The sequence below is a fragment of the Mesorhizobium sp. 128a genome, from assembly GCF_053848025.1.
On the sequence record NZ_JBSPKY010000020.1, the window covers coordinates 68,779 to 93,007 of the forward strand.

The 24,229-nt window shown below is 57.6% G+C and carries 21 protein-coding genes and 1 pseudogene; 15 read left to right on the forward strand and 7 right to left on the reverse strand.

Going from position 1 to position 24,229, the window contains the following annotated elements; genetic code table 11:
• Positions 1 to 341 precede the first annotated feature (341 nt).
• The 10 genes from ACWTU9_RS26995 (at position 342) to ACWTU9_RS27040 (ending at position 9,431) form a co-directional block, all read left to right on the forward strand.
• Positions 342 to 851, forward strand: a complete 510-nt coding sequence (locus ACWTU9_RS26995; protein ID WP_455860987.1) for a hypothetical protein — start codon at positions 342 to 344, stop codon at positions 849 to 851.
• 276 nt (positions 852 to 1,127) lie between these two features.
• Positions 1,128 to 1,937, forward strand: a complete 810-nt coding sequence (locus ACWTU9_RS27000) for a tyrosine-protein phosphatase (RefSeq protein ID WP_454508453.1) — start codon at positions 1,128 to 1,130, stop codon at positions 1,935 to 1,937.
• A gap of 23 nt (positions 1,938 to 1,960) precedes the next feature.
• A complete protein-coding gene (locus ACWTU9_RS27005) occupies positions 1,961 to 2,701 on the forward strand; it encodes a polysaccharide biosynthesis/export family protein (protein ID WP_454508452.1) in 741 nt (246 codons plus the stop codon).
• Between the two features lie 45 nt (positions 2,702 to 2,746).
• Complete coding sequence (locus tag ACWTU9_RS27010; RefSeq protein WP_454508451.1) at positions 2,747 to 5,125, forward strand: GumC family protein; 2,379 nt, start codon at positions 2,747 to 2,749, stop codon at positions 5,123 to 5,125.
• A gap of 7 nt (positions 5,126 to 5,132) precedes the next feature.
• Positions 5,133 to 6,272 (forward strand): tetratricopeptide repeat protein, encoded by a 1,140-nt coding sequence (locus ACWTU9_RS27015; protein ID WP_455860988.1) that lies wholly within the window; start codon positions 5,133 to 5,135, stop codon positions 6,270 to 6,272.
• On the forward strand, positions 6,269 to 7,582 hold the full coding sequence (locus ACWTU9_RS27020; protein WP_454508449.1) for an O-antigen ligase family protein: 1,314 nt from the start codon (positions 6,269 to 6,271) through the stop codon (positions 7,580 to 7,582). Before ACWTU9_RS27015 ends, ACWTU9_RS27020 begins: the two co-directional genes overlap by 4 nt.
• A 307-nt stretch (positions 7,583 to 7,889) precedes the next feature.
• Positions 7,890 to 8,072 carry a hypothetical protein gene (locus ACWTU9_RS27025; RefSeq protein WP_454508448.1) on the forward strand — a complete coding sequence of 61 codons (183 nt, stop codon included), beginning with the start codon at positions 7,890 to 7,892 and terminating at the stop codon, positions 8,070 to 8,072.
• A 401-nt stretch (positions 8,073 to 8,473) separates the two neighbouring features.
• On the forward strand, positions 8,474 to 8,692 hold the full coding sequence (locus ACWTU9_RS27030; protein ID WP_455861014.1) for a hypothetical protein: 219 nt from the start codon (positions 8,474 to 8,476) through the stop codon (positions 8,690 to 8,692).
• Positions 8,693 to 8,702: 10 nt separating this feature from the next.
• Positions 8,703 to 9,110: a DUF6236 family protein gene (locus ACWTU9_RS27035; RefSeq protein WP_455861012.1), complete on the forward strand. Its 408-nt coding sequence runs from the start codon at positions 8,703 to 8,705 to the stop codon at positions 9,108 to 9,110.
• 27 nt (positions 9,111 to 9,137) lie between these two features.
• Entirely contained in the window at positions 9,138 to 9,431 is a 294-nt protein-coding gene (locus ACWTU9_RS27040) for a hypothetical protein (protein WP_455860989.1), read from the forward strand.
• Positions 9,432 to 10,185: 754 nt separating this feature from the next.
• Here the strand turns inward: ACWTU9_RS27040 and ACWTU9_RS27045 are convergent.
• The 6 genes and pseudogenes from ACWTU9_RS27045 to ACWTU9_RS27070 all read right to left on the reverse strand — a co-directional run.
• On the reverse strand, positions 10,186 to 11,532 hold the full coding sequence (locus tag ACWTU9_RS27045; RefSeq protein WP_455860990.1) for an LLM class flavin-dependent oxidoreductase: 1,347 nt from the start codon (positions 11,530 to 11,532) through the stop codon (positions 10,186 to 10,188).
• A gap of 48 nt (positions 11,533 to 11,580) precedes the next feature.
• Positions 11,581 to 12,327 carry an ABC transporter ATP-binding protein gene (locus ACWTU9_RS27050; RefSeq protein WP_455860991.1) on the reverse strand — a complete coding sequence of 249 codons (747 nt, stop codon included), beginning with the start codon at positions 12,325 to 12,327 and terminating at the stop codon, positions 11,581 to 11,583.
• Positions 12,303 to 13,184: an ABC transporter permease gene (locus tag ACWTU9_RS27055; protein ID WP_455860992.1), complete on the reverse strand. Its 882-nt coding sequence runs from the start codon at positions 13,182 to 13,184 to the stop codon at positions 12,303 to 12,305. Before ACWTU9_RS27055 ends, ACWTU9_RS27050 begins: the two co-directional genes overlap by 25 nt.
• 30 nt (positions 13,185 to 13,214) lie before the next feature.
• Entirely contained in the window at positions 13,215 to 14,267 is a 1,053-nt protein-coding gene (locus ACWTU9_RS27060; protein WP_455861013.1) for an ABC transporter substrate-binding protein, read from the reverse strand.
• Between the two features lie 718 nt (positions 14,268 to 14,985).
• Positions 14,986 to 15,549, reverse strand: a complete 564-nt coding sequence (locus tag ACWTU9_RS27065) for a MucR family transcriptional regulator (protein WP_455860993.1) — start codon at positions 15,547 to 15,549, stop codon at positions 14,986 to 14,988.
• Positions 15,550 to 16,288: 739 nt separating this feature from the next.
• Positions 16,289 to 17,479, reverse strand: a pseudogene (locus ACWTU9_RS27070) (IS701 family transposase); the annotation flags it as partial.
• 539 nt (positions 17,480 to 18,018) lie between these two features.
• On the opposite strand from ACWTU9_RS27070, the gene ACWTU9_RS27075 reads away from it, so the two are divergent.
• The 5 genes from ACWTU9_RS27075 to ACWTU9_RS27095 all read left to right on the forward strand — a co-directional run bounded on the left by ACWTU9_RS27075 (position 18,019) and on the right by ACWTU9_RS27095 (position 22,022).
• Positions 18,019 to 18,468 carry a GNAT family N-acetyltransferase gene (locus ACWTU9_RS27075; RefSeq protein WP_455860994.1) on the forward strand — a complete coding sequence of 150 codons (450 nt, stop codon included), beginning with the start codon at positions 18,019 to 18,021 and terminating at the stop codon, positions 18,466 to 18,468.
• Positions 18,469 to 18,863: 395 nt separating this feature from the next.
• The gene (locus ACWTU9_RS27080; protein ID WP_455860995.1) at positions 18,864 to 19,217 is read left to right on the forward strand and encodes a hypothetical protein; all 354 of its coding nucleotides are present in this window, start codon (positions 18,864 to 18,866) and stop codon (positions 19,215 to 19,217) included.
• Positions 19,218 to 19,590: 373 nt separating this feature from the next.
• The gene (locus ACWTU9_RS27085; RefSeq protein WP_455860996.1) at positions 19,591 to 20,289 is read left to right on the forward strand and encodes an aquaporin; all 699 of its coding nucleotides are present in this window, start codon (positions 19,591 to 19,593) and stop codon (positions 20,287 to 20,289) included.
• Positions 20,286 to 20,696 (forward strand): arsenate reductase (glutaredoxin), encoded by a 411-nt coding sequence (arsC, locus tag ACWTU9_RS27090; protein ID WP_455860997.1) that lies wholly within the window; start codon positions 20,286 to 20,288, stop codon positions 20,694 to 20,696. Before ACWTU9_RS27085 ends, arsC begins: the two co-directional genes overlap by 4 nt.
• Positions 20,697 to 21,107: 411 nt before the next feature.
• Positions 21,108 to 22,022 carry an ArdC family protein gene (locus tag ACWTU9_RS27095; RefSeq protein ID WP_455860998.1) on the forward strand — a complete coding sequence of 305 codons (915 nt, stop codon included), beginning with the start codon at positions 21,108 to 21,110 and terminating at the stop codon, positions 22,020 to 22,022.
• Positions 22,023 to 22,088: 66 nt separating this feature from the next.
• Here ACWTU9_RS27095 and ACWTU9_RS27100 read toward each other — a convergent pair whose 3' ends face one another.
• The gene (locus ACWTU9_RS27100) at positions 22,089 to 24,167 is read right to left on the reverse strand and encodes a DNA/RNA non-specific endonuclease (protein WP_455860999.1); all 2,079 of its coding nucleotides are present in this window, start codon (positions 24,165 to 24,167) and stop codon (positions 22,089 to 22,091) included.
• Positions 24,168 to 24,229: the final 62 nt, after the last annotated feature.

Sequence of the window (24,229 nt, forward strand, 5' to 3'; positions counted from 1 at the left end):
CTCATCCTGGCACGTAACTTCGCATGAAGATATAATCCTTTCTGGCAATTATGTGTTGGTGTGACAAGATAGTTCCGCTTCACGGTAACTTATAAGTGAACGAAGCAACAATAGATCAATAGCCTCACATGGCGTAAACAGCGCGAGGTAAATCTTGGAGCTTGCCTATAATGGAAATATTCTTAAGCGCTAATATATTGTGGTATAATAGTAACGCCGTACATCATAGGTTCATCTCGCACATGCGAAATAGCTTGGAATCCGAGCGAAAAGCTGTTAGGCGCTAGGTGCGGATAATGACTTGGGCGCGTCTGCAAGGCGCAAACAAAGGATCGAGGCACATGAACATTGTTTTGAAAGCAGCGCTGGCCGGGATGGCCGCTTCATTCGGATTTGGCTTAGTTTCGGCTTTCGCTCAAGATGCATCGTGCACTTGTGCAACGGCATATCAGGGGCCGGCAAATCCAATCGGATCGATTCAAAGTGTAAGTGGCAATGTGTTGGTTTCGCAGACGGCCGGTTATGGGCCCGCCAAAGAGGGGGGCGCCTTGGATTTCGGCAGCCGTTTGCAGGTCGGCGCCAACGGCTTGGCGTCCGTTCGGGTCGGTGGTTGCAAGCTAAGCGTGCCAGCGAACTCAAGTCTCGACATTTCACGTGTAGAGAACAATATCTGTCTCAGGATCGTGAAACCCGAACACACCGCGGCCGCCATAAGCCCGGAGCACACGGGAGCCATTGGCCCGTCCGGCAAGTTTGCATTTGGCCTGCCTGAAACATTTTTTGCAGGCGCGCTCATCACTGCCGGTGTGCTTACTGCAACGCAGAACGATGATAATGGCGTGAGCCGCTAGCCTTGTTTGTCCGGGCTTCAGGCGGGTAGGGGATCAAAGGGGGGTAGATGAGCGTTCGCTATTGGTACGGTACCGTCTCGGCTTTCGCGTCGTCGGCAGCGCTCATCGTCATCCCTCAATCACTTCAGGAAGATAATAGTTCTTTCTGCAGGTAGCTGGATCTGAACGGTCGGCGCTCTGCGGTTGTCAAGTCCATCAGCCGCTATGAAGCGCGTGGCAAGTTTGTGTTTTTTGCGGCGAAATCGCTGTGTTGCTGTCACGTGACCAAGAAAGCTTATGATTGACCTGCATTCTCATATCTTGCCTGGTCTCGACGACGGCTCGCCCAACCTTGTTACTTCGCTGGAAATGGCGAGGCTGGCGGTAGCCGACGGAATAACCCACATGGCGTGCACTCCCCATGTGGTGCCTGGCATGTATGAAAACCGGACAGAAAATATCGCTGCAGCGATCCATTCGTTGGAGCAAGCGTTGTTGCGCGCTGCGATACCGCTTGCCCTCTATGTTGGCGCCGACGTCCATATAGCCCCCGACCTTCCTAGTCAGCTGACGAACGGTAGGATCCCGACTTTGAACCGGTCGCGCTATTTTCTGTTCGAGCCGCCCCACCATGTGTTGCCGCCGCGGTTAGAAGAGCTCGCTTTGCGCCTCATAGAGGCTGGATTCGTTCCCATTCTCACACATCCGGAGCGTCTAACTTGGATCAAGGCGAATTATGACGTGATCGAAAGATTGAATAGGCTCGGGTGCCTTATGCAGATTACTGCGGATTCGATTATTGGCGCCTTCGGGCGTACGGCTCTCTACTACTCGGAAAAGCTGATAGACGAAGGCAGGGTGGATATTATCGCGTCCGATACTCATAGCGCCGATCGCCGTCGACCTGGCCTTTCGCGGGCGGTTGAGGCCGCCGCAAAACGGTGCGGGGAAGACGAGGCTTACAATATGGTGGTGACGCGCCCGACCGACATATTGGCGGACCGACCACTTGAGCCAGTTGGAAAAACATTTGCAAACAAATCACCTCCCGACAACGTCGGCCACTTCGGGAGGCTTGGTCGTCTGCTAAAGGGCGTGTCCTCCTAATGCGTGATTTTGAGAAGTGCGCCATGACCACCGCGGTGCTGGTGCTCGGTTCCCTTGCGATGTCGGCTTGCACCAGCACAACTGCGCCTTCGGTCGATGCGCTGCAACTCACATCATCATCGTCGGTCGCCCTTTCCGGCGGTGGCGCTCTACAGGTTGTTAAGGATCTTCCTGCTCCACAAAATACTCAGAACGGCAGTGAACAGCCGTTGTCGCCGAATGACGTGCTCGAGGTCGATGTCTTCCAAGTCGACAATCTGCACAGGACGGTTCAGGTCGACGCCAGCGGGCAAATTTCGCTCCCGCTGATCGGAGCCGTGCCTGCAGCAGGGAAAACCGTCCGTCAGTTGGAGAAGGAAATCGAGACCGGGTACGGCAAGCGGTACCTTCAGTCACCCGACGTTACAATTTTCGTCAAGGATTCCGCCGGACAACGCATCACCGTTGATGGCGAGGTCAACAAGGCCGGAATCTATCCCGTAGCGAGCAACGCTTCATTGATTGATGCCATCGCGCTTGCCGGAGGATTTAATAACATCGGCGATGCGGGAAAGGTCTTTGTTTATCGAAGCATTGGTCAAAACACATTGGTCTCCAACTATAATGTCGAGAATATTCGCTCCGGCAAGAGCCGCAATCCGCGCATCTACGGTGGCGATAAGGTGATCATCTTCCCTTCGAAATCGAAAATCGCCTTGAACAACCTCAAGGACGCTCTCGGCGTTGCGTCAACTGCAGTCAGAATTGGCGTACTCGCGCCGTAGTCAGGCTGGCAAATCAACTCCGTATGGATCAGGATCGCCCGCACTATGCTTGATCGTAGCAGGCAGCACCAAATACCAGCTCCTAGACACGGCCAAGCCTTGTCTTCGGATCTCTACTATGACGGCAACCAAAATCACAGCCAATACGGACGCGATTTTGCTGAACAGGATCAGAAGTTTAATCCGCTCCAGTTGCTTTTCTACGTTGTCCGGTATCGATGGCTGATCGCCATGATGATGGCCGCAGGGCTTGTAGCCGGCGTCGTCGTGACCATGATGCAGACGCCGAAATATCAGGCAACCGCCCAGCTGGAGGTCTTGGTCCCTTCGGCGAAGGTCTTCCAGGACATCGAGGTGGTCTCCGAAAACAGCGATATCCGAGCCTTTCAGACCGCCCGGGAAAAATTGAAGAGCCGGGCATTGGCGCAACGCGTTGTCTTCCAACTGGGGCTTAGCGAGAAGCCGGACTTCCTGTTTCCGAAACCGGGCTTTTCGATCAGCAACATTTTCTACCGGGCGTTCGGGATCTCTAAAGCTCCCGCAATCGAAGAGAAAACGCCCGAGCAACGTGAAGCCATTGCGATCAAGCGCGTTTTGGACGATCTGACGGTTAGTTTGGTGACCAACACAAGTCTATTGTCGATCACCTTTTTGGACCAGAAGCCAAAATACGCAAGCGATGTGGCCAACCAAGTTGCCCAGAGCTATATCGATCAGCGGTTGGATCAGACCAGCGAAACGTCGGACCTGGCGCGGCAATTCATCCAGGAGCAGGTTTTGCAGGTCAAGCAGAAGCTCCAGAAATCCGAGGAAGAGCTCGTCGCGTACGCGAGGGATGCTGGCATTACAATTACCGGTGACGACAAGTCGCTTATCGGGTCGAACATCGTTGTCCTGAATGCAGCGCTCCAGACAGCAGCCCAGGAGCGGTCAGACGCCGGATCGGTAGTGGATCAGATTGACAAGGGACGTGGTGTTAGCCTCGGCCCAGTGCTGGAAAGTAAGGGGCTACAGGTACTCAGCGATAAACTGGCGGATCTAAATAGCCAGTATCAACAGAAGCTCGGCATACTGAAGCCGGGCTTTCCGGAAATGCAGCAATTGCAGTCCCAGATCAAGGAGCTGCAGCGCGTTTACAATAACGGCGTGCTCGCGATCACTGATTCGCTGCGGCTGAAATACGAGCAGGCTCTGAAAAAGGAGGCCGATCTCAAAGACAAGCTTGCTGACATGGAAAAGCAGCAGGTTGTCTTCAACGACAAGAATATTAAATACACAATCTTAAAGCGTGAAGTCGACTCAAATCGGTCTCAGTATGACAGTCTTATTGCCAAATTAAACGAAGTCGGAGTTAGTTCAGAACTCAAGACGCAGAATGCCGCAATCGTGGATTTCGCGACGCAGCCGACGGCGCCTTATTCGCCACGCCTGAGCATCAATCTCGCAATTGCACTCGCACTTTTCATGGCCATCAGCGGCTCGATTATTTATGTTATCGAGTTGGTGAACAATACCTTTACCAATCCCGAGCAGGTCGAAAAGGAACTTGGACTCGCTATGCTCGGCATCTTACCCCATGTCGACGATCGCGAGCTCATTGCCAGCATTGCAGACCAGAAATCAGGTTTGTCCGAAGCCTATCGGTCGCTCCGAACATCCTTGCAGTTTTCCGGCGCGGAAGGGGCTCCGCGGTCGCTGTTGGTCACGAGTTCTGAGCCGGCGGAGGGCAAGTCCACCACCGCCTTCAAACTTGGGCAAGATTTCGCTGCACTCGGGGCAAGAGTGCTGCTTGTCGATGCGGATCTTCGAAAGCCCAACCTTCACCGACTGTTCGGTCTCGATAACACGATCGGATTGAGCAACCTCCTGACAAACACCGTTCGCAGAGAAGACCTTGCGACCATCTTTAGGCCGACGAAATACCCTAATGTGACGGTTCTGACCTCAGGGACGATCCCCCCCAACCCCGCCGATCTTCTGTCTTCACCTAAGATGGCCTTGATCGTGACCAGCCTGGGCAAGCGACACGACGTGGTGATCATCGACGCTCCTCCGATCGTAGGCCTTTCAGATGCACCGATCCTCAGCCGTTTGGCCGAGGGCACATTGATGGTTGTTTCCACCAACCAGGTGACTCGCAAGTCGGCAAAGACTGCATTGAAGCGCCTCCGTGCAGCTGGCGCGAACGTGGTCGGGGCCGCCATGACAAAGTTCGCGGTAAATAAGTTCGATTACAACTACGCGTACAAGTATATGAACTACCAATATTATAACTATGGCACCGCTACCCAGAAAATCGAGGGTAAAGTAGATGACGGCGCAGACCAGCCCGCTCGCGCGAAATCTTGGACGTTCAGGCGTTTGGTTCGTCGCATTCGTTCTGGTGTTAGCGGCTTCGTCGACCGAACTAAGTCGACTGCTTGAGACGGACATGCCAGCCATTTCAATGGCGCTCGATCCATTGAATGTCGATGCGCTGATAGACGACGTTGCAGGCGACCTGAATGATACGGCTAACCCCCCTGATCTTTACGCGCTGTATTCCAGGGCGAGCGGAGCACTTCGCTATAACGTCGGTGATGCACGCCTCTATAGTCTAATGGGGGAGATCGAATACCGCCAAGGCAAGCAGGATGACGCCTACGCGCTTTTCGATCAGGCACGAAAGCTGTCGAAAACGGAAATCCACGCGCTCAAGAGATCGATTGGCCATTCAGTCGAGATCGGCGATCTTTCCAAGGCTGTGAGCGAGATTGATACATTACTGCGGCGCTGGCCGGATCAGTTTCCGGCCGTCGCGGAGGGCCTTCCGGCAATCCTTTCGAACCCGGACGGATACCACGCCATGCTGGCAGCAATTGCGGCGCAAGCGCCGTGGCGGGCGAACTTGTTCTCGGTCCTGGGAAAAACGCGCCAAGGGCTCGATTTTGCAAATCAATTGCTCCTTGACCTGGTTGGGTCCGATGCCCCACCGAAATCCGGGGAACTGTCCTCCGTAATCACAGGGTATATCGTTCAGAAGGAATATGAACAGGCTTATCGGCTGTTTCTTTTCACTCTGTCCGATGAGGAGCGAAAGCTGGGTGGCTATGTTTTCAATAGCACCTTCGAACCGGGCTATGATGGGAAGCCCTTCGATTGGCAGGTTCGCGATCAGCCGGGTGTCGAAGTTACGTTTGCGACATCCCAGGACGCAGTGGAAGGCGACGGCGGGGCCACGCTTCGGTTTTTAGATACGCCGATTAAGAACACTGCTCTCCAACAATATATCGAACTGCCGCCCGGTTCCTACCGGATTTCGTTGGTCGCATCGGGGCGAAACCTGAAGCTCCCCAAAGAACTGTTCTGGGCTATCAGATGTGTGGATCCGGTGAGCGAAATAGCGCGGTTTAACGTCCCGGAGGGCACCTTCAACCGCCAGAGTCTGAGCCAAGAATTTTCGGTTGGGCCGGCCGGATGCCCGATGCATATGTTGCGTTTGGAAACCGCTGCGATCGCAGAGAGTTGGCGGTCTCGCTATATCGGCACACTGGTCATGCACAAACTCAGCATAGAGAGACTTTCATATTGAACGCGCGGCGGTCAGACTGGGAAAAATATCTCCTCGGATCGGTTTTGTTCACCGCCTTGCTCATAGGCGGGGGCACGGCGTCCGGACTCTATACGGACACACTGATCGAGATCTCGGCATTTATCTCGGTTGCTCTCGCCTTTTCCCGAACCACGAATCAAGCAATCCCCGGATCGGTTCTCTGGCTGCTTTTCCTGGTTGTGGCGTTGTTTGTGCTTCAAATCGTCCCGCTGCCCACAAGCATTTTTGCCGGTCTGCGGCCGGAAGTGCTCCTCGGCCGTCCCTGGCTGATTGATGAAACGCGGTTCATCAGCCTCGGGGTAGGGCGAACAATCGAGTGTTTGCTGTATGTCGCCGCGTCAGCTGCTTTTTTCCTGGCTGTGATGCGTTTGCGCGCAGAGGAGGTTTATGGCCTGCTTCCTTTCTTTTTCATGGGATTAATGTGCAACGGATTGGCTGGAGCGATTCAATACTCGTTATCAGATAACATAGCGATCGAGGGATTGCTGCCGTTCACGATCAATGCAGGCCTCTTCGCCAATCGGAACCATTTTGCGGCTTTGCTTTTCGTCTCCATTCCCTTCGTTATCTATTACGGCCTGTTCCGTGGGCACCTGTTGTCCTCGGCGATCGGCCTGGTCGCGCTTCTGCTGCTCCTTTTGGCGGCAGGGTCTCGCGCCGGCGTGCTAATCGGGCTGGCCATCACCGTAGTATCCATCTGCTTTCTCTCAGCCCGCTCGCGAATAAGTGGTTTTGGCGTATTTGCCCTTTTCGTTGGGCTTTCCGTCTACACGATCGGAGCGTGGACGACGATCGACGCAAAACAAATTGATCCTGCCTTCGGACGCGCGGAGTTTGCCCGAACGACCATCGATGGAATAAAGGAGAATTGGGTTACCGGCGTCGGATTTGGGAACTTTCAAAAGGCCTACCAGATGTATGAAAAAGAAGGGATGATATTCAGCGCGTATGTGAACCATGCCCATAACGAGTATTTCGAAATTGCTTTCGAAGGCGGCGTAATCGCTGCCGTTCTGATGGCTTTGTACCTATTCCTCCTTCTCTTTGCGTTTGCCGGAATTCGCCGGGACTCTTTTCAGAAGGCAGCGTTCCTTTCTACAGCGTTCTTGCTTGTGCATTCCCTGGTCGACTACCCGTTGCGTACCGCCGCCCTCGCAATCACCTTTGCCTATATGAACGCGATCGTTTTTCATCGCGGGAATGTGGAGCGCATGAGGCAAAAGCCGGAGCTTTTAGAAGTCGACCACAATGGAGACAAGCTGTTTGTTCCAGTTGGTTCGTCTCCATAGGGCCTGAGCCTGCGGCCGAAATTGCGGGTCGATGATCGAAGCTGCCGGCGCTTCCTTTCAGTGATGCCTTGACCGCCGCACCCGCGCCCAAAGAACGCGATCGGTGCTTACAAAGCACTGACGCTGAGGTCTCGGGTCTCGGCCGAGGGCTATGGTGTCAAGCCGACGCAGTCGGGCAGCAAAGGACAACGCTGTCCGCTCGTCCGCTCGAATGTGCAGCGAGTGCACCAGCTCGTCGTTCGACCCCAGTTGCACTCAGCGTCGCTGGCGATATCGTTCATTTTGCGATTCGTCGCCTGGAGGATCTATGCGTCAGCAGACAAAGCCGTTCGTCGTCGAGAAGAAGACGTCCCGAAAGTTCAAGACCGACCAGAAGACATCGCTCTGGGGGAAGTTGGATTTGACGCTGCGGCAGGATCTTGCAGCGCAACGAGATGTGCGCGAACAGAGGGCCGCTGCAGGGGACATCACAACGGGCCGGGACTCGTAGAAGGGAACATCACCTGCGATACTGCGGCTGATGGCCCAATGCCTCGACTGGCGAGATGTTGGCGTTCGCGTATCGTGGGTTTAGGCCCGGCTTGCGATCATCGCCGAAAACAGCGGCACGGCAAGCTCTGCGAGGCCATCTTTGGCGCCAGGAAGGCTGGCCGCTTCATCTGGTGTTGCTGGTTGCCACCGCCGAACTCCGGGCCAACATCATACAGCGTCAACGGCTCATAGTCGGGATAGATATTGGCGGTCGTCAGGAACCAAAGACGCCAGCCGCGGCTGGTTGGTTGTTGTTGGCCATAATGTTTCCTGTGGAGGGCAGAGAGGGGTGCTGGCGGACTAGTCTTTCGGCGATATTCTAGCCATTCATCAATATTGATGTGGCAGGAGCACCTCCAAATGGTCAAGAAGCCACCGGCAAAGAAAACAGTGTTTCGCAATTCAAAAGACGGTCAGTTTGTTAGAAAAATACGCAGAAAACATCCTGTCACCATAGAAAAGGAACGGCGTTGCGGTCAAATGGCCAGAAAAAAGAGCAGTCTTGATGCGTGGAATGGTCGTATCTCCACCAATTCGCGTAGATGGCGGAAGCGTGTATTTGGCATCTTCAGGCCTTGACCCGCAAGAGATGAGATCTAACCTACTTTTCTGGGACAGGTTAGATTTCCCAGCTCAAAACATGATTGCCTTTGGACTAGATGCAGACGCACAATTCTTAAAATCGGCAGGCGTCCTACAGCGCACCGTGGTCGGCCTCTCCGGAGGTTCGATGGGCGATGTCCTCCGCGCGGCCCATGTAGGGGCGTTTCGTCTTCTAGACAAAAACGAGCCCGGCCAATGGAGCATTGCCACTGGCGAACGATCCCTTTCGTTTGCATCGAACGATATCGATGAGGGCCGAGGTGTACTCGTAAAGTTGTACAACGCGATACCCGTTCCAAACAAAGACGCTTCCCTTGTCGACATTCTTGAGTTTCGCGAGAAGCGCCGGTCGGAATTGCTTGCCCTTCGCCACCACCTTGAGAGTGTCTATTAGCGAGTTATTGCCGCAGGGGATGGTCCATTGGCCTGGAATACCGAGGTGGAGCAACTGCAGAAGGCTGTCGCTGATCATCTCAAGGCCGGGCGCGAAGCGCCCTTTAAGCTACGGCTGGCCGACATAAGCGCCAGCCTTAACCTCATCTCGATTGGGGCTGGCGCTCTCTCTGCGTATTGGATGGGCCTCCCGCTCATTCCTGGTATGATAGCTGGTGCTGCCGCCGGGCTATCTTTGGAAGTCGGCGGGGCGCTCAAGGGGCGGGAGGCCGTTTCTACGCCGTTCAAGTACGTCTCGTCGTACCACAAAGAGATTTTTTAGCCGAGGTCGCGGAATAGGCATGCTGCTCCGTAGGCGGCCAGAAAAGCCACCGCAAGCTTGACTGTCATTGTGAGCTCCTCATGCGGCAATTCGCATGGCGGCCTCGGCGGGGCGGCGGTCGGCCGCGGCTGCTTGGTTGGTCATATTGCTGTCCTGTGAATTGTGGGTACGACCGCATTGCGTGGTCTCATTTGCTCAATCCCCTCTTATCACCGTATCGCCACAGGACTGCGGCGATGCACGGCTCATGCTGTTCTAGATTATTATCATAAAATGGCGACCGAGGGTCTCTCCGTTCCGCCTCGAGTTCGTCGCGATAGTCCGCCCACAACTGCAGCAATGTGGCGTCTTGGTCCTAGGGGTTGATGGCCCAGCCATCAGACTACCCTTACCCCAACCCCGTCTGCCGTAACTACATCGGCTATAGCGGGAGCTTCCCAATTCGGCGTGCCTGAAGGCATCACCATTGAAATGCGCGGCAGCCAAATCGCGGCTGAAGCCCTCGTCGCTCGGCTTCACTTTCTCGCCGTCGTCCCACTGCTCTCCGGTCTTATCGCTCATCCAAAGCGCCATTGCGGGGAATCCTTACGAATAGAGGAGGTTGAGACCGGTCACGGCTCCCGCCGCAACAGCGGTCGTGTCCGCGTCGGCTGCCGCCCCAGTTAGCGCGTAGACGATGATGATGTTCGCCGTGGTCAAGACGTCTCGACCTCGAGCCACCTCCGAGAACCCGGGTCTGCGCCGTCTTACCACATCAGGCGCTCGCCTTTTGCGGTTGGCTGAAGGTATTGTCAGGGCGCGGCAGACCGAAATGGTCCCTCAGCGTCGCCCCCTCATAGTCGTGCCGGAAAAGTCCGCGCCGGCGCAAGATCGGCACCACCTCCTCGGCGAACACGTCGAACCCGCCCTGCAGATAGGGCGGCATGACATTGAAGCCGTCCGCCGCACCATTGTCGAACCATTCCTGGATGTTGTCGGCGATTTGTTCGGGCGTCCCGGCCTGCACCCAATGCCCGCGCGCGCCGGCGAGGCGGTGCAGCAACTGGCGGATGGTTGGATTTTCGCGCTCGATGATGTCAAGCACGACATGGAAGCGGCTGCTCGCACCGCGCTCGCCCTCGACACTGATGAGCTCGCGCGGAAATGGGCCGTCCAGATTGTAGCCGGAAAGGTCGGCGTCTACGATGCGGCGTAGCTGGTGAAGGGAATATTCGGCCTGCGTCAGCTCATTGAACTCGTCATGCAGTGCCCGGGCTTCCGCCTCGGTCGAACCGATGAACGGGCTGATGCCGGGCAAGACCTTGACGTGGTCAGGGTTGCGGCCAACCGACTTCACCCGCGCCTTGATGTCGGCATAAAATTCCTGCGCGTTGCCGAGAGTCTGATGGGCTGTGAATATCGCCTCGGCATAGCGGCTTGCGAACGACCGTCCGTCTTCCGATGAACCCGCCTGGACGTAGACCGGACGCCCCTGCGGAGGGCGCGGAAGCGTGAGCGGACCCTTCACCCGATGATATTTGCCGATGTGGTTGACCGGGTGGATCTTGTCGGTGTCGGCAAAGATGCCGGACTCGCGGTCCGAGACGAGCGCGTCGTCCTCCCAACTGTCCCAGAGCTTGGTTACCACATCAACGAACTCGCCGGCGCGCTCATAACGGTCGGCGTGGGTTGGATGTCGGTCAAAGCCGAAATTCAACGCTGCGGACTCGTCACCCGTCGTGACGATGTTCCAACCGGCGCGCCCACCGCTCAGATGATCCACGGAAGCAAACAGCCTGGCCAGGTTGTAGGGTTCGTTGTAGGTGGTCGAGGCGGTCGCGATGAACCCTATTCTTTCCGTTACGGCGGCGAGCGCCGAAATCCAGGTCAGCGGCTCCAGCCTGAAGCGGCTCGCGTAGCGGATGTTGTCGGCGAGCGCGGGCCCGTCGGCAAAGAACAGCGCGTCGAACTTGCTCGCCTCGGCCTTCTTCGCCAGTTCCTGATAATAGGCGATGTCCAGCACTCTATCTGGGGCGGAATCCTTGTAGCGCCAACCGGCCTCATGATGGCCGCCAGGATAGATGAAAAGGTTGAGATTCAACTGTCGTGATTTGGCGGGCATATGTTGGTCCTCCTGGGTGGTGAGGCTGAGCGAGAAGTCTTGGGGCCCTCAGACCGGCAGCACAGGCCTTGTCTCGACGCCGAGATGACGCAGAAGTTCGGAGCGGATCTCGCCGAACCGGCGGTAGCCATGATCGCGTGGCCCGGGGATATCGATGACGATGTCGGCAGCGATGCCGCCCTTGTCGAGCACCAAGACTCGGTCCGCCAGCGTCACGGCTTCGTCCACGTCATGAGTGACCAGCAGCACGGCCGGCTGGTGACGGGCGCAGAGCTGGCGCAGCAGATCGTGCATGCGCAGGCGGGTCAGCGCGTCGAGTGCGCCGAACGGCTCGTCCGCAAGCAGCAGTTCAGGATCACGAACCAGCGAGCGCGCCAAGGCCACGCGCTGCTGCTCGCCACCAGACAGTTCAATCGGCCATGCGGTCTCGCGGCCGCTCAGGCCAACCTCTTCTAGAGCTATCCGTCCGCGTTCGGCGGCATCCGGCAGGTCCAGGCCAAGAACCACGTTCTCCAGCACGCGTTTCCACGGCAACAGTCGGGCATCCTGAAACACCACCGATTTCTTATCGGGTGTCTTGAGCCGGCCGGACCCGGAGACCTTGTCATCGAGATCGGCGAGCGCGCGCAACAATGTACTCTTGCCTGACCCGCTACGGCCGAGAAGGGCAACGAACTCTCCCTTTTCGATGTCGAGGCTGAGGCCGTCCAGGATGGTCCGCGGCCCGAAACTCCTCACGAGGCTCTCGACCCGCACCAGCGGTGCGCCGCTCAATCCGCCAAGGTGCGACGCCATGACAGCGACCTTTCTTGGAAGAGCCGGACGATGCCGTCGCAGCCGAGACCGAGCAACGCGTAGACGACGAGGCCGACGATGACGATGTCGGTCTGGCCATAGTTGCGCGCCAGATCGATCATATAGCCGAGGCCGCTGGTGGCATTGACCTGCTCGACCACCACCAGAGATAGCCAGGCATAGGTCACCGCCAAACGCAGGCCGAGGAAGAAGCCGGGAAGGGCGCCCGGCAGGATGACCTCACGGATGAATTCGCCGTAGCCCATTCGTAAGGTTTGGGCCAGTTCGACATAACGGCTGTCGATGCTGCGCAAGCTGCTGTGGGTCTGGATATAGATCGGGATCAGGACAGCCAGCGCGATGGTCGTTACTTTCATGCCTTCGCCGATGCCGAACCACAGCATCAGCAGCGGGATCAGCGCGAGGGTCGGTATCGCCCGCTTGATCTGAACGGGGCCGTCGATGATGGCCTCGCCAAGCCGCGACAAACCTGAAATGAGGGCGAGGGTGGTCCCGATCAGGACGCCGAACGCCAGCCCCTGTGCCGCCCGCCACGCAGACGTCATCAAATGAACCTGAAGCTTCCCTTCGGCGATGAGATCGATGGCCGTGCCAATAACCGACCACGGCGCCGGCAGCGTTCTTGGGTCGATCAGGCCGGCGATACTGCCGATGGACCAGATCACGAGAAGAAGTGCGGGCCCGATCAGCGCGCCGAACGGGATCGCTCGCCCAAGCGCAAGACGACGCCTCGTCGCGGTCTTGCGGGCCTGTACAGCGGGCGTAATCACCCCTCTTTCATCCGATGCGTAGGGAATGGGAAGTGCAACCGCGGCGGTATTTGAGATTGCGTTCATCTGGGTCGTCTCCAGTCCGGGAAGCGGGCGTCAGGACGCGTTCAACGCATTTGCGGCGATCGTCTCGAAGCGCCTGTCGAAAAGGTCCTCGGCCTTGATCCTAGGCCTGTTCAGTTCCCTGGCCAGGAGATCGATCGTCGCCTGCTGGCGCGCGATCACATCGTTCCAGTCCGAGGGAATGTCGAACTGACCGTCGGCGTCGACGAGATACTGGCCATCTTCTGCGTTGAGACCTTGGGTGGCGACGTAGTAGCCCGCGATCCACTCCTTGGGATGTTCCTGCACCCATCGGGTCGCAAGAGCCCAGTAGCGCACATATTCGCCGAGAGCGGCAGCTTTGGCCGGGTCGTCAAGCACGGCCTGTGGAGCATAGAGATGGGCTGGATCGTCGCGCAGGCCGTGTGGGATGGTGGTGGCGCCGTCGGCGCCATACTGGTGGAGATAGTGCTTGACGAGGACACCCCAGATCGGTGCGACGTCGACTTGCTTGCTGGCAAGTGCCACCGGATAGGCATCACCCTTGCTGGGCAATTCGATGAGAGTGACATCCTCTTTTTTAAGGCCTGCAGCCTGCAGCACCCTCAGCACCAGCGCGCCTTGTGCCTGACCAGGGCTGAAGGCGATCCGTTTGCCGCGCAAATCCGCGAGCGTCTTGACCTTGACGCCGGGCGCAATGCCGAGTTGATAAATCGGGTGCGCGACCGGTTCTTTGCGGAACTTCGCGGCAATGATCTTGACCTTGAGGCCCGTCCAGGTCGCGTGGATAGGCGGGATGTCGGCGACGGATCCGACGTCCAGCGCGTTGGCGCGAAAAGCTTCGATTGTCTGTGGGCCGCCGCTGATATTGGCCCATTCGACCTTAAACGGTAGTTGATTGATCAGTCCGGAAAGTTCCAGCGCCCTCTGCGTCTCGGGATCGCCGATCCGAAGGACAGCGCCTTCCGGAATTTTGGACGGCAGCTTACCCGCGCCCGGACTGCCCGCCTTGGCACCGAAAGGGGCGGAAGAAGCAACCAAGGTCACCGCAAAAGCGGCCACGAGGGCGCCAAATTTCCTTCTCGAAAATCTCTCCACAGCTAACATCCTCGTCTTGCTCCTTGGAAATGGCTCACGAGGTCCAGTATGTCTATCAATTATGTAGACGATAAAGTATCGGATGCTGTTCTTAGCTGCCAGAGAGAAACGCTGTTCGTCTCCAATGCTCATTTGGGGCACGCGTCCCTCAAAAAGGCGGAGGGTCCGCCGCAAGACCGCCGCTGTTATAGCGAAGATAGGAGAAAGGGGAGTCCGCCTGGCCGCCGGGGAACGAGGGGCGAGGTTGCCCATCGCTACAACAGCATGATTTCGCGGCTACATCCGTGAAGGGACGTTCTAGGCTTCTTCATACTTTGGCCGTTCGCCAACCGGCCCACATGCTTCCCATTCGGAGCAGAAGCCCAGGGTTTTTGTACGCATAGGCCACGTAATATTCCTTGACCGGCACGCGACAAATATGCTCGCCCCGGTCGTTGACGTTTCCATTGTGTCATAACCTGCCTTGCGCCCTGTGGGGCTCGCTCCATGACGTCCACAGGAGTTTGAGCGGCAGCCGCGGTCGGTCGTCGGCCGCGACATAAGGCGGCAGACCCCTAATCAGCGCTAGAACGATTGCAAAACGGGCTTTGAGAAGCGTGCGCCACCGTGCTGTTCGCCCTTTACGCCATGGCTGAACCGCATTCCCATCACCATCACTCCGTAGGGGAGGATGCGTTGCCGCGGCAAAAAGTGCAGAGGTCGCGAGCGGCAGGGAGGAGGCCAGATTTTAACCTTGTTTTTTTGCAGATGACTTACGACCAGCGGTGTTGCGGCCAAGACCAGCGGACTTTGCAATGTCGGACCGATGAGCGGCATAATTGGGCGCCACCATCGGATAGTCAGCGGAAAGTCCCCACTTTGCTCTATATTCGTCGGGTGTCAGAGCGAAATGCGTTCTGAGATGCCGTTTTAGCGACTTGAGCTTCCTTCCGTCCTCTAAGCAGACGATATAGTCGGGGAACACGGACCGCCTGCGGTTGACCGCCGGAACGAGGTCAGGCTGTTCGGGAGCAAACGGCTGTACAATCCCCCTCAACGCAGAATTCACGCTGGCGATCAAGTCCGGAAGAGCGTCAACAGGCATCGCGTTGGCTCCGACATAGGCCGACACGATATCCGCCGTAAGAGCCGACAAATCCACAGTTGACAGTTCAGTTTTCTCGTCATCGACGGTCGGCGGCCCGACATTATTCTCTTCAGCGGCTGTCCGTTCGGCGTCCTGCTGCTCGACTGGTGACTGTTCAGTATTATCCCCGTCCACCGTCGTCAGTTCTGTATTGCTCTTAGTCACAAATATTCTCCTTGCTTTTTTGTTCTGCGCAACGATTCAAACGTTCGATGGTCCAATACGCGTGGTGCATGGGGACAACACGCTGTACGAGCAGGTCCCAAACTGGGGACCATTCCCTTGGCCAGCAGGGTCGCTGTCGCAATCCGCGCGGCCGGGAAAATCGCTCGACCGAGGGATCTAGGGGTCGGGACTGTGATTGCTGCCTTTCGAAGCCCAAGTTGCCCTAATCCGATCACTGACTTCCAGGTAAGCCATCTCGACCAAATAGGTCAGGAGGCTCTCTCCGTCCGCCTGCGCTGTTTGACGAATTTGCCTCAACATTGCCTGGGCATAGTGCAAGTTCTGCAATTCTTTGGACTGTTTCACTGGCATTCCCGCTTCCAAACCAGTTGCTACTGCAAGACCACTGAAATCTCGATCTATCGACCTGACAGCGATTAGGGCTTTTGCTGCATATCCGAGTCTTCATCTTTGCCGACCGGGCGGAACGCGACGGGCATACGGCTGGGAGCTCTCTTGAGGGGTGATCTCATGGTAGAACTATCGGCTTCTACTGTTTGACCGGCATTTTGATGAGGAATGGCTTACGGCGACATTCGCCAGATTGATCGTTCCATGGGGTGATTGACGCGGCGCCGAGCGATCCCGGTTTGGGTCTCTTGGGAATCCTTGGCAAGCGGTCGAACCGGCGGCTGGCCACCATGAATCGTCCGACTGGTCCGGAGGGCCAGTGGCCCGTCTTGTGACGGACGGTCTGCACCATCGCGTAAGCCAGCATGACCAGCGAGACGTGGCGATGCCACCCGTGCCAAGAACGGGTTTCGTTATGTTCGAGACCCAGTTCGCTCTTCGCCGTGCCGAGGCCTTCCTCGGCGATCTTGCAACATTGCTGCACTGCGAAGAGTGTTTCGATTTCGGTTCCTGCTGGAGACCATGTTGAAAAGTACCGGAAAGCGTGGTTCGCATCGCGCCGGATCAAGAGCCCTGCAGTCCAGAGCCCAGAACGTGCATTGTCGTATTCCGCGACATCCAGGTCAGCGAAGGGGCAGTAAGCCCAAGTTTCAGAACCTTGCGGACCCTCTTCTAGAGGTAGGCTCCGCCACTGAGAGGGATGGACGGATCGTGCGATGTCGTCGGCCGTCCCGACCTGCTGGGAAAAAGCGGGGCGAGTGAGGAAGAAATTGTGGCTCGCGCTAACGCCAACCACGTAGCCCTTGCACCAGCGCCGCAGAGCCATCTCAATGTCGACACCCCAGACGTGATCAATAGCTATCCAGCTTAAAGGTACGTTGGCAGCGACGGTGCGTGCGATCATGCCCAGCGCCATGCGGGACTTTGTCGCGAAAGTCGCGCCCACAGGCACGTGGGCCCGCGCCAAGCGGGCAGAGTCTTCCGTCCAGGCCCTCGGAAGGTACAGGGCGCGGTCAATGAATGCATGCCCGTGCCTGGACACATAAGCAGCAAACAGGCCGATCTGGCAATTTGCCATCTTGCCCGTCGAGCCGTTGATTTGCCGCGCTACCCCACAGGACGTCTTGCCCTGTTTGATGAAGCCCGTCTCGTCTATAACGAGGACTGCGTCGCTGTCGGCCAGTGTTTCGAGCGCATATTTACGCACGATGTCCCGCAAAGCGTCTGCGTCCCATTTGACCCTTCCGAGAATGGCCTGTTGGCGCCAGGGCCCGGGGTCGCCCGCAGCCTTAGCTCTCATCCAGCCGGTCTTGCGGTGCTCGTCCCGGAGCAGGCCTTCAAGGAACAGACCGGCCGAAGTCGCCACTCGTTCCTGAGGGAAAAGCCCCCTGATGCGCGACTTCACTTCGCGAAGTGACGCGTCCCATATCCCAAATGTCGTTTCAATCGATTCAACCACTACCAATAACCCCGCCTTTGCTGCCCAGCACGGAACCGAAAAAATGAGTAATTCACCCATGAAACGCAATTGTAATACTGTGCTGTTTCTCCATTGTTTTTTATCGATAACAGTGACGTCATAGCGACGATTTTGGCGAAAGACAATTCTCACATTATCTTTCTCAGAACAAGCTTGACTCGGCAAATCGTGATTGCGATAAGGGCGCCGCAATCCAAGGCTCAAGCATCGCCACGAAGGATGGATATGATAATGGCGGCTGAGCTCACGCAAAAATATTCTAAGTAAGTAATAAGCGTTGGATAGCTTCGATCATGTAGTCGGCTATATGTGACGGATACGACATACAAAAGGTGGCAACCTGAAATTTTGCACTAACGCGCATCAATGGCCTTGAATTTCCTTCTTAGATTCAGAAGTAGCATGTATTGCTGCGAACAACGCCTAACGCGCAAGAGGGTTTCTCTAGCGCGTTAGGCCTAACGCTATATACGTTGGACACTAGTGGTCAAACCTTACGCTTGGTACCCGGCGCGGAGCCCGTTGCGGTCACTCCGCACGGTGGCTAAATTGGCGTTGCGATGGGGAGCGGGTTCTCATTGTTTCAGTTTGAGATAGAAGAAGTAGTTGCGATCACGCCAGCGGTCACTGAGGCGGTCGCAGAACTGGTGAGGCAGCTGTCATCATCAGCCAGGATGCCTAGCAAGAGTGAACTTGAAGAGATTGTGGGTTCTGCGGCCACCGTCGTCTTGGCCGCACGCGCCTCCGAGAAGATTGTCGGTATGCTTACTCTTGTAGTCTTCCGCACTCCTACAGGGGTGCGCGGAATCATCGAGGACGTAGTCGTTGATGAGGCTTATCGCGGACAAGGAATTGCCGAAGCCCTCACTCGCGAGGCGCTCGCTCGGTCAGGAGCCGCGGGAGCGAGGACCGTCGATCTGACTTCCCGCCCATCCAGAGAGGCTGCAAACCGACTTTACCAAAGGCTTGGATTTCAGAAACGCGACAGCAATGTATACCGCTTCTCGCTCGGAAAAGGAGGGCAGTAACCTTGGCCCTAAGTATATCCGAATAAGGAAATCGAATGATCACGGTTTGGAAAGTGGTCGGCTTGCGCAAGGTGATGGTCAGCCCAACACAGAACCTTTCCCAAGCTCAAGCTTGCGGGGCGGTCACCGATAGCAGATGCTGGCAACGCCTGCCGTTAACGCCCCAAGTGGGGCTATTTTGCGTTCTGCATGTTTCATAGACCTGTCACACATTCCCGATACCAGAAAGAAAATTGATTGCTCTGCTCTTACCAGGCAGAACCAATGAATCAGCTGAAAACGAACACGCAAAAGAGTGTGCCGCAACGCACTAGAAGCGCTCAGGATTATGACGTTCGCCAAGCAGCGAGCATATACTGGATGCGCTGCTGGATCGCCTGATCCGGGCTATGAACATGTCTTCGTGGTTCCTTCAGTCAGGCGGGCAGTTCAGGCGAGCGCTTTTCGCAGTGGGCAGGCTTCTCGCCGACAGCAAAAAGGGGGTGAGTTTGGTGGATCCGGCTGACATCTATTTCGATCTTTTCAAGCGCAACATGGATACGAGACGCCTAATCATCCTCGCGGCGCTCGGTGCCGTTCTTGGATTCGGAGCCTGGTTGATCGAACGAGACCAGACTAAGGGTGAAATGCTGCGCCCACTTTGGCAGTTGTCCAGTTGGAGTTGGCCAGACTACCTTGTTCTTATCGGCCTAACGGCTGCCTTCGTTGTCAGCTGGAGCCTCTATTTTTTTTATGTTGTCGAAGATTGATGCCGTAGTGATTGACACGCTTGCCGATCTGCAGGAATTGGCCGGCCTTTCCGCCGACCAGCATAAAGCCATAGAGAGGCGGCTAAATATTGGATCCAAATGGCTGCCTTTTGCGCTATCTACCCTCATCTACCTGGGTATTGTGATTTTATAGGTGTTACTCCGGAAGGGACCGCTCTAACAGGAGCAGGGCATTTTGGCCGCGGAGACGGTCTAATCAAAGGCGAATCCCGGGGTCCTGCTCTGTCACGGCTTGGCTCGCCAAGTAGGATCAGCACTTCCCGCCGCTATCGCGCAGGTTCTTTCTTGTGCACCTCACATTTGTTCGTCACCGCTGCGCTGATGGCGCAATCAATCCAGGCAGCAACATGAAATGACAACCTTCGATCTTCGCCGTCGGTTTGCCGCCGAAGCCTTGGGCACGGGCCTCCTGGTTGCAACGGTCGTCGGCTCCGGCATCATGGCCGAGATGCTGACGCATGATGTGGGGCTGGCGCTGCTCGACAACACGCTGGCGACCGGCGCCATGCTGGTGGTGTTGATCACCATCCTCGGACCGATCTCCGGCGCGCATTTCAATCCGGCCGTCTCGCTGGTGTTCTGCTTGAACCGGAGGCTGCAGGTCCGGGATTTCCCGGTCTATCTGGTGGCGCAGGTCGTCGGCGGCATCGCCGGGACGGTCGCCGCGCATCTCATGTTCGCCCTGCCGGTTCTGGAGATCGCGACGAAGCTGCGTGCCGGCCCCGCACAATGGTTCTCCGAAGCTGTCGCGACTTTCGGGCTTGTTGCCGTCATTCTCGCTGGCCTTCGGTTCGAGCAAAGAGCCGTGCCATGGCTGGTCGGCCTCTACATCACCGCCGCCTACTGGTTCACCGCGTCAACGTCTTTCGCCAATCCGGCCGTCGCGGTGGCGCGCTCGCTCACCAACACCTTTTCCGGCATCAGGCCGGTCGATCTGCCGGGTTTCATCGGCGCCGAGCTGCTCGGCGCATTGATCGCGCTGGCGCTGATGGGCTGGCTGCTGCGGCGCGAAACCGCTCAGCAATCCAAGCCACAGAAAGCCAAGCCTTGACGGTCACGATCTATCATAACCCCGCTTGCGGCACCTCGCGCAACACGCTCGCCATGATCCGCGCCAGCGGCGAGGAGCCGGTGGTGATCGAATATCTGAAGACGCCGCCGAGCCGCGGACGGCTGCTCGAACTGATCGCGGTGATGGGCATCACCCCGCGCGAGCTTTTGCGGGAGAAGGGAACGCCTTACGCCGAGCTCAGCCTCGCCGACCCGAAATGGAGCGATGACGAGCTGGTCGATTTCATGCTCGCCCATCCGATCCTGATCAACCGGCCGATCGTCGAGGCGCCCAAGGGAACGAGGCTCTGCCGGCCTTCGGAGGTGGTGCTGCCGCTGCTCGACCATCCGGTGCGCGAATTCGTCAAGGAAGACGGCGAGAAGGTCGCCTATACACAGCCCAACTAGAGGGCGGACGTGCAGCCGGCGAATAAGCGCGGCGGTTATGGAGACCGGCCACCGTGGTTGTCGCCGCGCACGCACTGGCCAGCCATGGACTCGTACCGGAAAACGGCTGTGGCAGTGTTCGTCTCTCATAGAACGTCCATTTGCCTTGACGCGCGTGCTGCCTGCCTTTGCAGTAGCGCTCCCTGTCTCGTTCCCTGCCGCGCGGGTCGGCGTTCCGGCGATCTGCCCATTGCAGCGGTTTTTCTCAATCTTTTCCGCGAAATCGGCCAGGCGCGCCGCCCGGTCAAACCCCGCCCGCACCACTCCCGCCGGAAAGCGGCGGGACCGTGTTAGGGCCTGACCGGCCGGCTCAATCGCCCGGTCCTGCTTCTACGCGTCTTGAGAAAAACCCGACGCAAAAGGAGCAAGGTCATGTCGGACACCAACGAAACCCCGCGGCAGGACGTCTACAGCCGCATCACCAACCAGATCATCGAAGCCCTCGAGCTGGGCGTAAAACCCTGGACGCAGCCTTGGAGTGCCGCCCATGCCGCCGGCCACGTCTCCCGGCCACTTCGCCACAACGGCCAGCCCTATGCCGGCATTAACGTCCTGACGCTCTGGGCGTCCGCGATGACCGGGCACTACGCCGCGCCGATCTGGATGACCTTCAAGCAGGCCATCGAGCTGGGCGGTCGTGTCCGCAAGGGCGAAAAGGGCTCTCCCGTCGTGTATGCCGACACCCTGCGGCGCACCGAGACCGACGAGGCCACCGGCGATGAGGCCGAGCGCTTCATCCCGTTCCTGAAGGCCTACACGGTCTTCAATGTCGAGCAGGTCGACGATCTGCCCCCTCACTTCTATGCCCGCGCCGAAAATGTCCGCAACCCGGATGAGCGAATTGCCCATGCCGAAGCCTTCTTCGCCGCGACGCGCGCGGATATCCGTCACGGCGGCGACTGCGCCTACTACAGCCCGGCTCTCGACTTTATCCAAATGCCCGGCTTCGAGGCCTTCCGGGATGCGCAGGCGTACTATGCAACAATTGCCCACGAGTCGGCACATTGGACCCGGCACGCCACGCGCCTTGACCGTGATCTCGGCGGCAAGCGGCTCGGAGACGACGGCTATTCCCTTGAGGAGCTTGTCGCCGAGTTGGGCGCCGCGTTCCTTTGCGCCGACCTGGGGCTGCGCCTCGAGGATCGCGACGACCACGCCGCCTATATCGGTCACTGGCTGTCCGTGCTGAAGGGGGACAAGCGAGCGATCTTCGCCGCCGCGGCACACGCGCAGCGCGCCGCAGACTATCTGTCGCGTTTCAGCGCCTCGGAAGCAGCCGCCGCGTGAGCGGCGGCCTTCCGGACCGAGGCGATAATATGCGACAGCTGGCCGTCGCTGCCACGCCGAGTGCCTCTACGCCTCGGCGTGTGTATCGGCGCGCAAGAGGACATCGTCAAAAATAACGCCGGCCTCGTCGCTTATGGAAGACAGGCTCACTTGATAGCGTGCATACTCGCCGGGCGCGAATTCCACTCCGAACCGGTCGACGACATCCTTTTGGGAAAGCCTGAAGCCGTAGGTGCGTAGTGACCGGCGCCCATTGGTGTCGCGCGCCGAGACCGCAACCACTTTCCAAAAGACAAGTGGATACTGCACGACGCCGGTCCCAAAATCCTCAGACGGATCGTTCGCGTCCAAGATCGGTCCCGCTATGATGCAGGCGCGCGTGTCACCGGATTGCAAGTCGCGTTGAATGTGATTTTCGAAGCCGCCCCACAAGCCTTGAACTCCTGGCCATTGCTTTCCTGGTTGGGAGCGGTTGAAGGCGGCGTGCTGCGGCGTGCAATTTGAGAAGTGAAACGTGTCGGAATTGGCAAACTCGATTTCCGTCGGCGTATCGCCCCAGGCATTGTCTTCCCTGCGCACGATATGGCCCCGGTCAATCTGTTTGGCGGGCGCGTAGATATCGGGATCACCCAACTGGTATTGCTGCGGGATTCGCGGGTCAAACACCCAACGATCTTGACCGAAGAAGGCGCGGCCGCTGGAGGTCCTTTTCGATGCATCGTAATCGACGTTAACCGCTGACCACATCTGCATTCGCCGGGAAGCGTTCATTGCCAGGCTGAAGTGATGGTACTTGAGCACGACGGTCTGGCCATTTTCCTTATACATCTCCTGGTCCCGCTCCTGCGAAATGCGAGGCAGCGGCACGGTGATATCGTTTTCGAGGAAATCAGGGTTGTAGCCTTCTCGATCGTCGTAATTGGGGTCGAAGCGAAGTGCTTTCTCGAGCGCCTCGTCTCCCGCGATCTCGGCCGTCGCCTGAGGACGCTGTGATGCCGGCCCGCCGCTACCAACGAAAATCGTCACTGGTCCGGAAAAATTCATGGTAACGCCGCCCATCACGTTTCCTTTCGTGTTTGCGAAAATTTTGGAGGGATCAGGTAGTAGCAGCGCTTCTGGCGCGCGAGGCGTCGCTAGCTTCGCGACCTCATCGGTAGGATCGGTCGTATTGGCCAGCAATTCGTCCAAAAGATGCTTGGAGGCGGGCGTGGTCGGCACAAGTCCGCCGAAGGCCTTGACCAATGCGCTTATCCGCACACCCTCGTTAGCGATCCAGTCTATTCCGTCGTCTGGTTGCCCAGGTGACCACGGAGAACCGTCCTTGTTGAGGATCGTGTTGCCACGCATTTTTGGGATAGAGGCGTGGTGCAAACCGACGACCTCCCACATTTCCGAATAGCAGGCGGAGCCCGATGATCCTTCCTCGGTGTCGGTCTCGTACCGGAGGAAACCGTCGTCCCGCAGCTCAAGCAGCCGGCAATTCTGCATCGCATAGCGTTTTGGCCCGCCGTCAGGATATTCGATCATCCGTATCGGCATTCCAGGCAGGATCTTTGACCGCGATCCATTGATCGCCAGGAAGTTGACAGAGGCGAGAAGCTCGCCGGTGATCGCCTTCGGCTTCACCGCGACGAGCGCGAAATCGAGATCCTCCGCCGAGAAGAAAAGGGCGTCCGGATCAAACTCGAAAATGATGCCGCGGGCGACACCCGATGCCGTCTCATCATGAAGAAAGTTGGCGCCGGTTCCTCGTACCGAGCCGGGATCTGGAAATACGTGCCAGTTGGTCAGAAGAACGTTAGGTGAAACCATGAACCCGGTCGCAAACCCGACCGGATCGACCTTCGGATCGACGTTGGCCACGATGCGCGCGACCGGCCGGCCAGCGGCTCGGGCAGCATCGTCTGGCGGCAAGGTGTACCAGTCAAGCGTAGGGCCCATCTTGCGCTCGACGAACACCGGAAGACGGCCTTGTGCCTTCAGTTCGCTCGCCTGATCAAAGCTCGAACGGCGAGCGTCGTAGCGCGCCTGTTCCGATGGCGTCACTTGCGTCGTCGCAGGCGTTGGCGGCTGCGCTTTCCATCGTTTTGCAGCCGCAATCATTACCGCGCGGCGGCGCTCGTCGAACAAATTAGTCGCGGCCATGGTAGATTCCTCCGTCCAAGGAATAGGGGAAGTCAATAGAACTCTATTTGACGACAGCAATT

What these genes read in the sequence shown, in the direction of transcription:
- ACWTU9_RS26995 (WP_455860987.1), top strand. Translation starts at nt 342, where the DNA reads ATGAACATTGTTTTGAAAGCAGCGCTGGCCGGGATGGCCGCTTCATTC.
- ACWTU9_RS27000 (WP_454508453.1), top strand. Translation starts at nt 1,128, where the DNA reads ATGATTGACCTGCATTCTCATATCTTGCCTGGTCTCGACGACGGCTCG.
- ACWTU9_RS27005 (WP_454508452.1), top strand. Translation starts at nt 1,961, where the DNA reads ATGACCACCGCGGTGCTGGTGCTCGGTTCCCTTGCGATGTCGGCTTGC.
- ACWTU9_RS27010 (WP_454508451.1), top strand. Translation starts at nt 2,747, where the DNA reads ATGCTTGATCGTAGCAGGCAGCACCAAATACCAGCTCCTAGACACGGC.
- ACWTU9_RS27015 (WP_455860988.1), top strand. Translation starts at nt 5,133, where the DNA reads ATGCCAGCCATTTCAATGGCGCTCGATCCATTGAATGTCGATGCGCTG.
- ACWTU9_RS27025 (WP_454508448.1), top strand. Translation starts at nt 7,890, where the DNA reads ATGCGTCAGCAGACAAAGCCGTTCGTCGTCGAGAAGAAGACGTCCCGA.
- ACWTU9_RS27030 (WP_455861014.1), top strand. Translation starts at nt 8,474, where the DNA reads ATGGTCAAGAAGCCACCGGCAAAGAAAACAGTGTTTCGCAATTCAAAA.
- ACWTU9_RS27035 (WP_455861012.1), top strand. Translation starts at nt 8,703, where the DNA reads ATGAGATCTAACCTACTTTTCTGGGACAGGTTAGATTTCCCAGCTCAA.
- ACWTU9_RS27045 (WP_455860990.1), bottom strand. Translation starts at nt 11,532, where the DNA reads ATGCCCGCCAAATCACGACAGTTGAATCTCAACCTTTTCATCTATCCT.
- ACWTU9_RS27050 (WP_455860991.1), bottom strand. Translation starts at nt 12,327, where the DNA reads ATGGCGTCGCACCTTGGCGGATTGAGCGGCGCACCGCTGGTGCGGGTC.
- ACWTU9_RS27055 (WP_455860992.1), bottom strand. Translation starts at nt 13,184, where the DNA reads ATGAACGCAATCTCAAATACCGCCGCGGTTGCACTTCCCATTCCCTAC.
- ACWTU9_RS27060 (WP_455861013.1), bottom strand. Translation starts at nt 14,267, where the DNA reads ATGTTAGCTGTGGAGAGATTTTCGAGAAGGAAATTTGGCGCCCTCGTG.
- ACWTU9_RS27080 (WP_455860995.1), top strand. Translation starts at nt 18,864, where the DNA reads ATGTCTTCGTGGTTCCTTCAGTCAGGCGGGCAGTTCAGGCGAGCGCTT.
- ACWTU9_RS27085 (WP_455860996.1), top strand. Translation starts at nt 19,591, where the DNA reads ATGACAACCTTCGATCTTCGCCGTCGGTTTGCCGCCGAAGCCTTGGGC.
- ACWTU9_RS27095 (WP_455860998.1), top strand. Translation starts at nt 21,108, where the DNA reads ATGTCGGACACCAACGAAACCCCGCGGCAGGACGTCTACAGCCGCATC.
- ACWTU9_RS27100 (WP_455860999.1), bottom strand. Translation starts at nt 24,167, where the DNA reads ATGGCCGCGACTAATTTGTTCGACGAGCGCCGCCGCGCGGTAATGATT.